A 12,637-nucleotide genomic window follows, 5' to 3' on the forward strand; every position below is an offset into this window, starting at 1 on the left:
AGTTAGACGCGTCTAACTTTTTGAGAGGAGCCATCTGTGATCCAGCACGTCCTGCGCGTGATCCTGTTCGTGATTGTCACCTCTTTGGCGGTGACGGGTCCGTCCTTTGCAACACCAGCCAAGGAAGCCCCCTGGCTGCCCGAAGCGGCAGCCTATCGGTTGACGCTGTTTCTGGGCAATCTCGCGCCGGTCCCGTGGGATAAGGTGGAGCAAGCCTGGTCCGAGCCCTATCATGGCTCGGAGTATCGCCTCGGAGCACTTGCCTGGTTGGACCGAGAAAGCGCCGTTGATGTCGGTGACTTGACCGACGCTATCGGCTGGCAGGATCGGCATGCCGTTCATGTGGCGGCCACCCGCCTCATTGCGCTGAGAATCGAAGAAGAGCTGGACGCGGCCACTGCTGCAGACAACCCGGCGGTATCGCAACGGGCAGTGGCAACTGCCAAGGAGCTCTACCGCGCGTTCGCTGACCATATCAAAGCCGCGGACCCTGATGCGGCCCGGACATTGGGTCGGGCGTGGTTGGAACTCAACAATGCCACAGGCTCGGCGGGCGTGCTCGGTGCCGGTGCCAAGGAACAGGATAGCGACGCAATGACCACCGCGCGCGCGGTGATTTCAGCCTACCTGGCAGAAAACTACCTCGTTGCGGATCTTACCTTGCGCCAGACGCTGAATGCGGTGCCGGAGACGATCGCCCGAACCGGGCAGCCGGTTGAATTGCCCGCCGCCCTGCCCCCCGGCTCAGACATCTTCGATCAGGACCCCCTGCCACTTCTCGTACTCAATTTCGAAGAACAAGGGATCGACGAAACCGACCTGCCGCTGATCGCCTACGGCGATATGCTGTTCGACAGTGCCGAGATCTTCGGCGGCCCGGCCCGCGATCTGGGCATCGCCTGTTCGACCTGTCACAACCGCTCGGACATCAATCAACGGTTTTTCATCCCCGGTGCCAGTCACCAGCCTGGTGCGGTCGACGTGGACGGCGCGTTCTTCAACCCGATGTTCAACGACCGCCGCGACGATCCGATCGATATTCCAAGCCTGCGCGGGCTGCGGTTTACCGGGCCGTACGGCCGCGATGGCCGGTTTGCGTCGCTGCGGGATTTCTCGCGCAACGTGATCGTCAACGAATTCGCTGGCGCAGAGCCCACACCTTTCATGCTGGACGCGCTGGTCGCCTACATGACCGAGTTCGACTTTCTGCCCAATTCCATGCTGACCGGCGATGGCCAGTTGACGGACAAGGCGCCGGATGCGGCGCGGCGTGGTGAAGAGGTATTCAACCGCCCCTTTGCCGGGATGGGCACCCAATCCTGTGCCAGCTGCCATACGCCATCCGGCAACTTTCTTGATCGCAAATCGCACGACATCGGATCGGTGGCGGCGGCTTACCAAGGTTCACATGCGGGCGCCCTCGACACGCCAACATTGCTTGGCACCGTCTACACGGCACCATATTTCCATGACGGCTCTCTGCCGACGCTGGCAAGCGTGGTGGATTGGTTCGACGAGACGAAGAACCTTGGCCTGACCGATGCCGAGCGCTCGGACTTGACCGCCTATCTGGAAACGGTCGGCGCAGCGGATGCGCCCTATGAGGCATTCGATACCGCGAACACGCCCTTCCGATTGGCTTTCGCAGAACTCACCACCTTTGCCTCGACGCTCGACACGCTTCTGCCAAAACGGGATGCGCAACATATCCTGCTCCTGACCGATACGGTTGCCGCCGATCTGGCCGCCGATGCAGGTACGATGGCCAATCTTTCGGCGCGGCCCGAGGTCTACGGACTGGCCGAGCGCCTGGCGGAGGTGGGCACAGCCGTTCGAGCAGAAGACTGGGCGGCCGCGGAAGCGAGTTGGACCCTGTTCAAGACGGATGCCGCCGCCATCGAAGAAGGGGCGTTCTGATGATATCTCGCTTGAACCGCCGTCACCTTCTTGTCCTCGCGGGAGCCGGTCTGGTCTCGCAGTCAATTCCCGCGTTGGCGCAGTCCGGCCCGTTGCGCCTGGCCTTCATCCCACAGGAAAACCCCGACAAACTTCTGGGCGATATCGAGGCGATCACAGCTTGGCTATCCTCTGAAATCGGCGTGCTGGTCGAGGGGTTCGTGACCATCGACCACGCGGCGGCCGTCGAAGCATTGCGCAATGGCGATGCCGATATTTCCTTTATGGGTGCCCTACCCTTCGTTCTGGCCGAAAGGGAAATCGGTGCCATCCCGCTCTTGTCAGAGGTCTACCGTGATGCGCCCAGTTATACGGGCCGTGTCTTTGTGCGCCGTGACAGCGGCTTCAAATCGCTGGCCGATCTGGAAGGTCGCGACATCGCCTTTGCCGACCCGATTTCGGAATCGGGATACATGTACCCCCTGGCCGAGTTCGAGCGCGCGGGCCTGGTGTCCAGCCCGGATGCGGCAGAGGTTTTCTTTGGCCGCATCTTCTTTGCCGGTGGCTATCAACAGGCGATGCAGGCGATGGCGGAAGGTCTGGTCGATGCGGCCGGGGCAAGCCAATACGCCGACCTTCTTCTCACTCCCGAGCAGCAATCGCAGGTTACGTGGATCGCGGAAAGCGATGCCATTCCAAGCCACGTCGTCATCGCCCGCCCCGCACTGGACGCGGGGCTTCGCGAGAGCTTTGTCGCCGCCATGATGAATCTCAATATGCCCGAACACCGCGATAAACTCCGCTACCTCTACGGCCCAGATGGCTATGTGAAAGCCGATCCTTCGGTGTTTGACGGCGTACGGAACATGGCCAAACGCTACGGATTGCTATGATGCAGAATGCCATTCACATTGACGATCTGAGCTTCGGCCATCACGGCGCAGAGCCGCGCGCCATCGATCAGGTTTCCCTGAACATCGCAGCCGGAGAATGCGTCGCCCTTCTCGGTCCTTCCGGAGCCGGAAAGACTACGCTTTTGACGCTGCTGGATGGGCGGCTGCGCAATTGGCAGGGGCGGGTCTCTGTCTCGGGCACGCCGTTCGAACCCAATCGACCTCTACCGTTGGAAAAGCGCGCTGATACAGGTTTCATCTTTCAAGAATTTGCGCTTGTCGAACGATCGACAGTGATGCGCAACGTATTGAACGGCAGGTTGGGTCGGATGCCAGGCTGGCGCGCGCTGCTCGGCAATGTGTCGAAGTCTGACATGCAAATCGCCCGATCGGCACTCGCCGACTGTGGCATCGCGGACCTTGCCGAACGGCGTGTCGACTCGCTCAGCGGCGGTCAGCGACAGCGGGTGGCAATTGCCCGTTGTCTCGCACAAGAGCCTCAGCTGATCCTGGCGGACGAGCCGGTCAGCAACCTTGATCCGTCCCGGGCGGCGGACATCCTGACACTTCTCACCAGCGCCGCCCAGGCACGCGGGGCAACGACAGTGTTCTCATCGCATCAACCGGAACTGGCGCGGCGCTTTGCTGACCGTATCATCGGGATGCGCAACGGTCGGGTCGTCTTCGATGTTGCGACACGCGATCTGACGGATGATGCGACCTCCGCGCTTTACGACGACACAGACCCGGCATCCGGCGCGCGGCTCAAGGTCGTAAGCTGATGCGATCGCGTGATCAGGGTGGGTTCTGGGCCGGGATATTGGTTGCCGGTGTGGTTGTGTGGTCGCTGGTTACCACCGATGTCGAACTGTCCCGACTGCTGTCTGCAGGTCCACGCATTGCGGATTTCTTTGGACGCATGTTCCCACCGGATCCAACCGTCATGGACGAGATCTGGAAAGGGAGCGCCGAGACGTTGCGGATCGCGATCCTCGGCACTGTCGGTGCGGTAATCCTTTCCGTTCCGCTTGGCATCCTCGCCTCCGAGACGATGGTCTCGTCAACAGTGCACCGGCCTGTCCGCACTGTTCTGGCATTTGTTCGCGCGATCCCGCTGATCCTGGTGGCTATGTTGATGGTGGGTGCGGTCGGGCTGGGGCCTTTACCGGGCATCATTGCAGTTGCCTTCCACGCGACGGGCATGCTGGCGAAATTTTATGCGGAAGCGATCGACGGTGTGTCCCGCGCCCCGATCGCCGCTTTGGAAAGCGCCGGAGCCGGGCCCCTGCTGCGGCTGCGCCATGCAATCTGGCCGCAAATGGCGCCTGTTGTGGCACGCGACACGATTTTTCGTTTTGAGTTGAACCTGCGCGAGTCGCTGATCCTGGGTATCGTCGGTGCAGGTGGAATCGGATTCTACATTCAGACCTATGTGCGCTCTTTCCAATACGACAAGGCGGCGAGTGTGACGATTGCTGTGGTCATCATGGTGGTCGCCATTGAAGGGATCAATGTTGCGCTGCGCCGCCGATTTGCCTGATCCTGTTGAACTCCGGTGAGTCCGAGGAACTGCTAGGCATAAATATCAATCGGTGTCCCATCGCGAACCATTGCATAGACCTCTTCGACTTGCCGATCAGTGACTGAGATACATCCAGCTGTCCAATCTTGCTTGTTCACCGGATCGATACCCTTTCGGGGGCCTCCATGGATGAATATGTCGCCGCCGGGCGACTTGCCCTGCGCCTCAGCAAAGGCAACGTCCGCCTCGTTCGGATAGGAGATGCCGACAGACAGATGAAACAGGCTGTTCGGATTGCGGCGGTCGATGGTGTACGCACCCTCAGGCGTGCGGCCATCGCCCTCGAATTGTTTGTGTCCATCCGGCGCAAAGCCAAGGCCGACAGGGTACGTTTTGAGCACTCCGTCCGCGCCATCGAGCACCAGCAGCCTCTCCGACTTGTATAGGCGCACCCGCGTCACTTCTGGCCCTGTGTAAGAGCGGAACTTGCTTGCGCATCCCGAGAGAAAGGCCGCCACGCCACCCAAGATAAAAAAACGTCTCGTAAGTCTGCCAATCTTCACTGCTCGATGCCCCTTTTTCGGACTATTTGGTTGAGGAAAGAGTATAAAAAAGTTGATTTTGGATCAACCACTGCGAGCGAGCGAAAATCCTTCCAAATGCTGCAGAGGTGCATGAATGTCGACAATCTCAACTGCCATAAACATGACAAGAATCCAGCTCCCTGTCCGGCGTTTCCATCTCGAGGGTGCTGTGTTCTACTCCGAACTTATGGATTAGAATTGCTTCGATGTGATCCCTGATGGCTTCGGCTTTAGGCCAATTCGGTACTGCGACAACGACATGAGCGTCGATGGCCAGTCTCTGTTCCGGGAGCCGCCAGAAGTGCAGATGATGAATATCTTGCACCCCTTCTACGGACATTATTTGTTGCATAACATCCGCCGCATCCAGGTTTGATGGCGCTCCAAGCAGCGACGATCTAAGTGCCTCTCCAATACCGCGGAGGGCGAACCAAAGAAGCGTGCCGGACAATAAAGCTGCAATAATCGTGTCAGTTCGTCCGGAACCAAACAACAGAACGGCTACGCCGCCAGCGAGAACCGGCAGCAAGAACGCTAAACGGTCTGACCATAGGGGCGGTGATGTGCCGATTTTCCGTCGGCGCCACGATGTTGGTGCCGGTTTCGAGAACACCAGTAACTCAATCCCTATCAAGACAGAGACGAGCACCACTATGATCCAGCCTTGCGCCAGATGAGGGGAATTTAGGCGCATAACGCCGTGGTAAATGACCGAAGCGGATAGCAGTACCACAGCAACACAATTCGCCAACTCTGTCGCAATTTCCAATCGCCCATATCCTAGGACAACGCGGTCCTCTTCCTGACGTCGTGTCAGCCTAGTTGCCGCTGAACTCATCAACAACTCGACCACGTCCGAAGCGTAGAGCAATGCGATGGCAATAAGGGCAAGGCTTCCAGAAAAAAGGCTGCCGATAGACAACGCCAAAGCAATCGGCAAGTACAACCACTTGTTCCATCGCGCTTGCCTCTGACAACTGGCGACGCCCGCGAACACTTCGATTTGCTTATCGCTCTTCATGTACCGGCCAAACCTTGTGCGGCCGAGCACTCTGCTCGACCAAAAATACTGCCGCTGATCTCCTTGCGTCGATGCTCTTCTTGCAACGCAGGAGACGCTCTACTTCTCTTGTCACTCTCTCTAGGACACGATCAGAAGATCTTTGAAACAGGCGAGATTGCTATCGCAAGTCTAGCTCCTCCACAGCTCAACACACATGCTACAACCTCTAGCAACTAGAGGTTCAAGCAATTTCGCTCCCAATAGGATCAATCACAGCCGATACCCAAAGTATGCAACATCTGTCACCGCTGGATCAGCTGCGGCATATCTGCGGTCCCAAGGGCCATCTCAGGCAGCCAAGTGATAAGCTGAGGAAACGAGATCAGCGCCACGATCAATACAATCTCAATGGCAACAAGAGGTACCGCTCCGCGATAGATATCGGATAGGTTGATACCCTTCGGTGCCGCCATCTTAGCAAAAAACAGGGCATAGCCGAAAGGAGGCGTCAGGAAGGACGTTTGCAAGGCCAACGCAATCAGGCCCGCGATCCAGATCTGCGCAAAGTAGGCAGAGCCGACGTGATCTGCGAAGTCGAGCTCTGAAATAATCGGCATCAGTACGGGTACAAAGACCAGCAGCACCTCGATCCAGTCAAAAACAAACCCAAGTATGATGATCACGCCAAGGAGGATCGCCAACAGTTCCCACCGGGTGAGATCGAATGCGGATATCCACTCGAAGATGACTTCCGGTCCACCGACCAGGTGGAAACTGAGCGAGAATACCGATGCGCCCAATACGATGAAGAAGACCATCGACGTCATCGTGCTTGTCTGCACCGTGACAGAATTCAACGATGAGAAAGACAAGCGCTTTCGCACCAGCGCGACCAACAGCGCGCCGAAAACCCCTACGCCAGCCGCCTCTGTGAGTGTTGCAAAGCCAAGAATAATGCTGAGCGGAATGGATGCGATAACCGCGACAGACGTGAGCACGAACAAAAGGTCTGACACAAGATTGGTTTTCGGTGCGTCCAAGGGGACTTCGATGGTTTTTCGCAAGGTGACGGCAAAGTAGATCGCGAAGGCCATGACCATCAGAAGAACGGGCACAATGAGGGCCACATACATCAACCCAATGCGCAGATAGAACACGTTCGAGATGAAGAACAGCATCACCGCTGGCGGGAACACGACACCGAGTGCCCCAGAGGCCGCGACAGCGGCACCCGCAGTTCGCGGAGCGTAGCCAGAAGCCATCATCGGGGCATAGGCCACCAGCGCCACGGTGATGACCGATGCGCCGATAACTCCGGCGGCCGGGGCGAGCACGAGGCCGATCAGCAGGGTTGCAACGGCGTAGCGACCCGGAACGCCCGTCAGAAGACGCCCCAGCAAGCGAAACATGGTTTCGGCAACTCCGCTGGCATTCAGGATCAGGCCCAGAAAAATCAGCATCGGAACGCTTGTGAATTGGACGGATTCATTGGTCAGTACACCGCGGGCCCGCAGATAGATCAGCCCCAGATGCTGAAAATCCGTGATCCCCACCCAGACCGCGGCCACAAACCCCAAAAAGCCTGTACCTGCGAGGACCAGGGCCACCGGAAAGCCGCTGAAGACCCCGATGGCCATCACGACAAGCATGGCAACCGTGAGGACCTCATTCATCATTGTGCAGTCCGCCGGATTGTTCCGGTGCACCCTGTGCGCGTTTCCCAGTCAGAAAGGCGATGTTGCGAAGGGCTACGATCATCCCGGCAAGAGCCAGCAAGATGGGGCCGATGACCCCGGCAATGCGTTGTGCCCACAACTGGGTTTCCGCGTATTTCGTGGTGCGCATCAAACCGTCCCATCCGTAGTAGGTCAGGATGCCGGCGAGCGGCAGAAGTACAAAAAGGCCGCCAATCAGTTCGATCCAAGCAATGCGGCGGGCGGACCAATGTCTGCGAAGAACATCAACGCGCACGTGACCGTCGCGCAGATAGGTATACCCAAAGGTCAAGAAAATCAGGATGAACAGTAGAGACGTGGACAGGTCCGGCAAATAGCCTGACACGCCAAGTTGTAGCTTGCGATCCAGCATCTGAAGCGCTCCATAAGCGGCAATCGAAACAACGGTCAGCCATGCAGTCACGACGCCGATGCCGCGAATGCCAAGGTCAATCCAATCCAAAAATCTCAAGCCTAGTCCCCTCCCAAAGTGCTTTGCCTGTTAGCTGCTATCCCCTGTGACATCTCCCTTGCGATGGTCTTGTTCCCGATTTTCCAGCCGGTCTTTCGACGCACGAAAGCCGTCCCAGAATAGCAGTGCTGCCCCACAAAAGATCGCCACGTCAGCGAAGTTGAAGGACGGCCAGTGGTATGACCCGTAATGGAAGTCGAGAAAGTCAGGGACGGCCTGATACCGCAGCCGGTCGAAGACATTGCCGAGCGCACCGCCGATGATCAAACCGAGAGCAGTAGCCGTCAGCCTGTCTGGAGTCTTCCACAGCCAGATCAGCAGCCATGCCACGATCACGGCAGCAAGTGCGATCAGACCCCACCAGGGCACGACCCCGCCGAGCATGCCAAAACTGACTCCATCGTTCAGAACCCGCACAAGATTGAGGAAGGGCAGAACCTCGACCCCGTTCTCAATCGCGGGGTTGTTCAGGGCAAGAGCCTTGGTGCCCTGATCAAGACCAAACGCAGCGATGGTGCAAAGACCGCCAAGGATCCGGCTGTTCATGCCGCCGCCTTCAGATCGGCCCGCGCGTCACGGATAATCGCCCAGGAAGAATGCAGGAAAAGACCCGCGATCCCGAAGGCTACGATAAGGTCGGGCCAGGCGCTGCCCAGCCAAACCACCAGCCCAGCGGCGATAACGACTGCGGCGTTGCCGATGGCGTCGTTGCGCGAGAACAGCCAGACAGCCCGCATGTTTGCGTCGCCCTTGCGGTACCGCAGCAATGGCAGCACGGAGATGACATTGATCACAAGAGCAATCAGACCCAAAAGCCCCATCAGAGTAGCGTCTGGCGTTGTCGGCTCGAATGCTCGCATGATGGTCATGCCAAAGACGCCAAGGCCAAGCAGGCCGAGGAAGATGCCCTGGATCAGGGCCGACCGCGCTCGCCAAGCGAGGCTCCAGCCGATGGCCAACAGGCCGAGGAAGGTGATTGCGCCGTCGCCGATGAAATCGAGCGCATCGGCCTTCACAGCCTGCGATCCGGAGATGAACCCACCGACCATCTCGATGACACCATAACCAACGTTCAGGATTACGACGATCCAGAGCGCGCGTCGGTAGGCCGGGTCCTGATGGGCCGCACCTTGCTGAATATCCTCGTCGCTCTCGATACGGTCAAACCCATACCCTGTTGTCTCAACGGCTTTTTCGATCTCCGGCAAGCGCGCTTCGGGAGCTGTCAAAGTCATTATGTGCGATGCGGTAGACACTTTCACCGCGTCAGGCGCGACACCTGCAGATTGCGCCGCCCGCTCGATCTGGGCGGCATCCTTGGCGCAATCCATGCCGGAAACGCGGTAACGGAAGGATGGGATATCTGCTTTCGCGCTTTCTGCGTTGGCCATGATCGCAGTCCTCCTGCTAAAGTGGGAAAAGAGATAATATATCAGTGAGTAATGATATGGATCAAATTGTCGCCTGCTGCAATAGTGGGACAACCGTTATTGAGCGAAGAGCGAAGCTGTTTCGCGGTTTTGCGGACCCAAGCCGCCTCGCGATTCTCGACGCCTTATGCGATGCGCCGTTGGCCGTTCATGAGATTGTGACTTGTACGAAGTTATCGCAACCAAATGTCTCCAACCATCTCCGGTGTCTTCTGGATTGTGGGCTTGTCGCCAGCGACCGTGACGGACGTTTCATCCGCTACCGTATCAGCAGCCCGCGCATCAAAGCTCTCTTGAATGACGTGGACACCCTTCTCGATGCGGTCGCGGAGGGTATAGAGGCCTGTGACAATTATCGCGGAACATAAGCGGTCGTTTCTGCTGCCATGCCCTGCTGATGCAAGATCAATTGCCTAATCTGGACAAAAACCCCGGCAACACTTTCGAGATATTGGCAGGTTTTTGCCCTTGGCGATTGTGGTTACGACAAGGTCAGTGGTGTGGGGTCGAACGAACTTTCGCTGCGGTTGGACCAATGGCCGTTTTGGTTGGTCAGCGCACCATTGACCGAGGGACAATAGTCGACACCCAGCGGTCAATCAAATCGATAAGTCGCGAGCCGCCCCTCCCACAGGTTCTTGCCAGTCACATTGCTAGTGACCGTGCGCCAGCGCGCCCTTAGCCATAGTGGTTCCAATTTGTTTTCCACCACGCGGCCCGGCGTCGTTCTCCCGCGCTTGCAGTAGCCGCAGTGCATTAGCGACGACGAGAAGAGATACGCCGACATCGGCGGCGATCGCGCCCCACATTGAGGCCATGCCGAACGCTGTTGCCACCACGAATACGGCCTTGGTCGCAAGGGACAGTCCGATGTTCTGTTTGATGATCGACATGGTCCTGCGGGAATGACCAATCAGCCAGGGAACCTTGCCAATGTCATCGGTCATCAGCGCAATATCGGCTGTTTCAATCGCAGCATCCGACCCCACGGCCCCCATGGCGATCCCGTAATGCGCGCGCGCCATTGCCGGGGCGTCGTTCACGCCATCCCCGATCATTGCCACAGTGTCGTGGATTGCCACCAGCTCCTCGACCGCTGCGACCTTGTCTTCAGGCAGAAGTTCGGCACGCACCTCGTCTATGCCGACTTCAACGGCCACCGCCCGTGCCGTAGCTGCGTTGTCGCCGGTGAGCATCACAATCTTCTTGACCCCCTGCGCATGTAGACGGGCAACGATCCCCTTGGCATCGGGCCGGATCCGGTCACGCAGTTCTAGCACTCCGTTGACCCCGGTAGCATCGCCGATGGCCACCAATGTGCTTCCGGACCCCTCGATCGCGTCGCGCAACTCTGCTGGAATCGCCGTACCAAGACCCTTTTCCTCCGCAAATCGATCCGAGCCCAACCAGATAGATTGACCGTCCAAATGGCCCTCAAGACCCCGCCCAGGCACCGTCCGCGTGTTTTCGGCGGCAACGATTTGCATCCCGTCCTGCTCCGCCCGGCTAAGGATCGCCCGTGCGAGCGGGTGTGATGACCGCGCTTCAAGCGCGGCCGCGCGCATCAGTAGATCGCGTTTGGAAGTCTCGCCAATTGGATAAACCGCAGCGACTTCCGGTTCTCCCATCGTAATCGTGCCGGTCTTGTCCATGGCCAATGCTGTGGTGCGACCGGGCGCTTCGACATATGCCCCGCCCTTGATCAGCACACCATTGCGCGCCGAGGCGGCAAGCGAGGCGACGATTGAGACTGGAGTCGAGATCACCAAGGCACAAGGACAGGCAATAACCAGAAGAACCAGTGCGTTGTAGAACCAGAAACCCCAATCGCCGCCCGCGAAAAGCGGGGGCACCAAGGCAATGACAATGGCGAGCACCATCACAACCGGTGTGTAGATTCGGGCGAACTTTGTCACCCATTGTTCGACCTCGGCGCGGCGGGAATGTGCATCGCCCACCATGCGGATAATCTTGGACAAGACGGTGTCGGAGGCGGCTTTCGTTGCCCGCACAGTCAAAGTGCCCTCGCCATTGATGCTGCCAGCATAAACATCATCGCCTGTCTCCTTTGGCACCAATGCACTCTCGCCCGTGATTGGCGCCTGGTCGACGGCCCCTGCTCCATCAACAACTTCTCCATCCAGCGGAATTCGGTCGCCACCTCGCACGACGAACCGCGCACCAACAGCTACGGCCGCAGCCGGAACGTCGGCTTCAGAGCCATCATCATAAAGTACCCGGGCTGTTGGGGGTGCGAGATCGAGAAGCGCAGACACGGCATTGCGTGCGCGCCCTACGCTCCAGCTTTCAAGATAGAGTGAGAGTGAAAAGAAAAACGCCACTGTTGCGGCCTCGAAAAACTCGCCAAGCCCGATGGCACCGGCCACAGCCACCACCATCAACAGGTTCATATCCGGAGAAAACCGACGCGCCGACGACCATGCCTTGGGTGCGACAAGCCAGACGCCAAACAGTATTGCAGCGGCAAACAACGCGGCTTCAACCAGGGGCATCGCGGATTCGCCATGACCGGAGAAGATACCTATCGCGCCGCCAATCCCAGTTTCGACAAGGTGGTAAAGAAAACCCGCCGCCCAAAAGCCGCCACTGAGCATCGTGAACAGCTTTTGTTTTTTCAGATGAGCGGCCTGATCCGCGCTGGCGTCTTTGGCATCCCAGGGTTTGGCCGTCATCCCGGTAGTCGCAACCAGTTCAAGGATCTTGTCCGAAGAGAGGTTCGCTCCGCCGTCTCGGACTGTCATTCGTGCATTGATTACATCAAACGCAAGATACTCTTGGCCACCAACTTCGGGACCCACGACTCGGTTCAGGATCGAAACCTCTTCGGCGCAATCCAATCCGCTGACATGAAAACTGCGGCCATCCGAGGCTGCCACCTGCGTTGGCTTAATGGCCTCTCCTCCGCAGCAGCTTCCGCTGTCACCCTTTGTTGCATGTGAATGATTTTGAGCGGTTGGAATCCCGTCATGTGGCATGAAATGTCCTCAGATTCGCTATGGTGAAAAGTACATACGCCCTACAGCAACTAGAGGTTCAAGAGAAAAGTTCCCACGGTAAGACAGTCGCACCGTTCATGATGCGACAGGTGAAGATTTGGGTCG

Annotated in this window: 12 protein-coding genes; 5 read left to right on the plus strand and 7 right to left on the minus strand. The window is 58.2% G+C overall.

Annotated features, from left to right (window positions below; genetic code table 11):
• Positions 1-36 precede the first annotated feature (36 nt).
• From AB4X18_RS00630 to phnE, 4 genes are read left to right on the plus strand one after another with little or no spacing between them, the layout of a single operon-like run.
• Positions 37-1,917: a cytochrome c peroxidase gene (locus AB4X18_RS00630; protein WP_370398990.1), complete on the plus strand. Its 1,881-nt coding sequence runs from the start codon at positions 37-39 to the stop codon at positions 1,915-1,917.
• Complete coding sequence (locus AB4X18_RS00635; protein WP_370398991.1) at positions 1,917-2,789, plus strand: phosphate/phosphite/phosphonate ABC transporter substrate-binding protein; 873 nt, start codon at positions 1,917-1,919, stop codon at positions 2,787-2,789. The genes AB4X18_RS00630 and AB4X18_RS00635 overlap by 1 nt, the downstream gene beginning before the upstream one ends.
• Positions 2,789-3,571 (plus strand): phosphonate ABC transporter ATP-binding protein, encoded by a 783-nt coding sequence (locus AB4X18_RS00640; RefSeq protein WP_370398992.1) that lies wholly within the window; start codon positions 2,789-2,791, stop codon positions 3,569-3,571. The genes AB4X18_RS00635 and AB4X18_RS00640 overlap by 1 nt, the downstream gene beginning before the upstream one ends.
• Positions 3,571-4,329 carry a phosphonate ABC transporter, permease protein PhnE gene (gene phnE / locus AB4X18_RS00645; protein ID WP_370398993.1) on the plus strand — a complete coding sequence of 253 codons (759 nt, stop codon included), beginning with the start codon at positions 3,571-3,573 and terminating at the stop codon, positions 4,327-4,329. The genes AB4X18_RS00640 and phnE overlap by 1 nt, the downstream gene beginning before the upstream one ends.
• Positions 4,330-4,361: 32 nt before the next feature.
• On the opposite strand, the gene AB4X18_RS00650 is transcribed toward phnE, so the two are convergent.
• The 6 genes from AB4X18_RS00650 to AB4X18_RS00675 all read right to left on the minus strand — a co-directional run bounded on the left by AB4X18_RS00650 (position 4,362) and on the right by AB4X18_RS00675 (position 9,476).
• Positions 4,362-4,838, minus strand: a complete 477-nt coding sequence (locus AB4X18_RS00650) for a L,D-transpeptidase family protein (protein WP_370399022.1) — start codon at positions 4,836-4,838, stop codon at positions 4,362-4,364.
• Between the two features lie 163 nt (positions 4,839-5,001).
• A complete protein-coding gene (locus AB4X18_RS00655; RefSeq protein ID WP_432816589.1) occupies positions 5,002-5,916 on the minus strand; it encodes a cation diffusion facilitator family transporter in 915 nt (304 codons plus the stop codon).
• A gap of 284 nt (positions 5,917-6,200) precedes the next feature.
• Entirely contained in the window at positions 6,201-7,574 is a 1,374-nt protein-coding gene (locus tag AB4X18_RS00660) for a TRAP transporter large permease (protein WP_370398996.1), read from the minus strand.
• The gene (locus AB4X18_RS00665; protein ID WP_370398997.1) at positions 7,564-8,085 is read right to left on the minus strand and encodes a TRAP transporter small permease subunit; all 522 of its coding nucleotides are present in this window, start codon (positions 8,083-8,085) and stop codon (positions 7,564-7,566) included. The genes AB4X18_RS00660 and AB4X18_RS00665 overlap by 11 nt, the downstream gene beginning before the upstream one ends.
• Positions 8,086-8,115: 30 nt before the next feature.
• Positions 8,116-8,631 carry a signal peptidase II gene (gene lspA, locus AB4X18_RS00670; RefSeq protein WP_370398998.1) on the minus strand — a complete coding sequence of 172 codons (516 nt, stop codon included), beginning with the start codon at positions 8,629-8,631 and terminating at the stop codon, positions 8,116-8,118.
• Positions 8,628-9,476, minus strand: a complete 849-nt coding sequence (locus AB4X18_RS00675) for a cation transporter (protein WP_370398999.1) — start codon at positions 9,474-9,476, stop codon at positions 8,628-8,630. Before AB4X18_RS00675 ends, lspA begins: the two co-directional genes overlap by 4 nt.
• Positions 9,477-9,532: 56 nt before the next feature.
• On the opposite strand from AB4X18_RS00675, the gene AB4X18_RS00680 reads away from it, so the two are divergent.
• Positions 9,533-9,883 (plus strand): ArsR/SmtB family transcription factor, encoded by a 351-nt coding sequence (locus AB4X18_RS00680; RefSeq protein WP_370399000.1) that lies wholly within the window; start codon positions 9,533-9,535, stop codon positions 9,881-9,883.
• 285 nt (positions 9,884-10,168) lie between these two features.
• Here AB4X18_RS00680 and AB4X18_RS00685 read toward each other — a convergent pair whose 3' ends face one another.
• The gene (locus tag AB4X18_RS00685; protein WP_370399001.1) at positions 10,169-12,511 is read right to left on the minus strand and encodes a heavy metal translocating P-type ATPase; all 2,343 of its coding nucleotides are present in this window, start codon (positions 12,509-12,511) and stop codon (positions 10,169-10,171) included.
• Between the last annotated feature and the right edge of the window lie 126 nt (positions 12,512-12,637).

The sequence above is a fragment of the Sulfitobacter rhodophyticola genome (genome assembly GCF_041281685.2).
Lineage (GTDB): Bacteria > Pseudomonadota > Alphaproteobacteria > Rhodobacterales > Rhodobacteraceae > Sulfitobacter.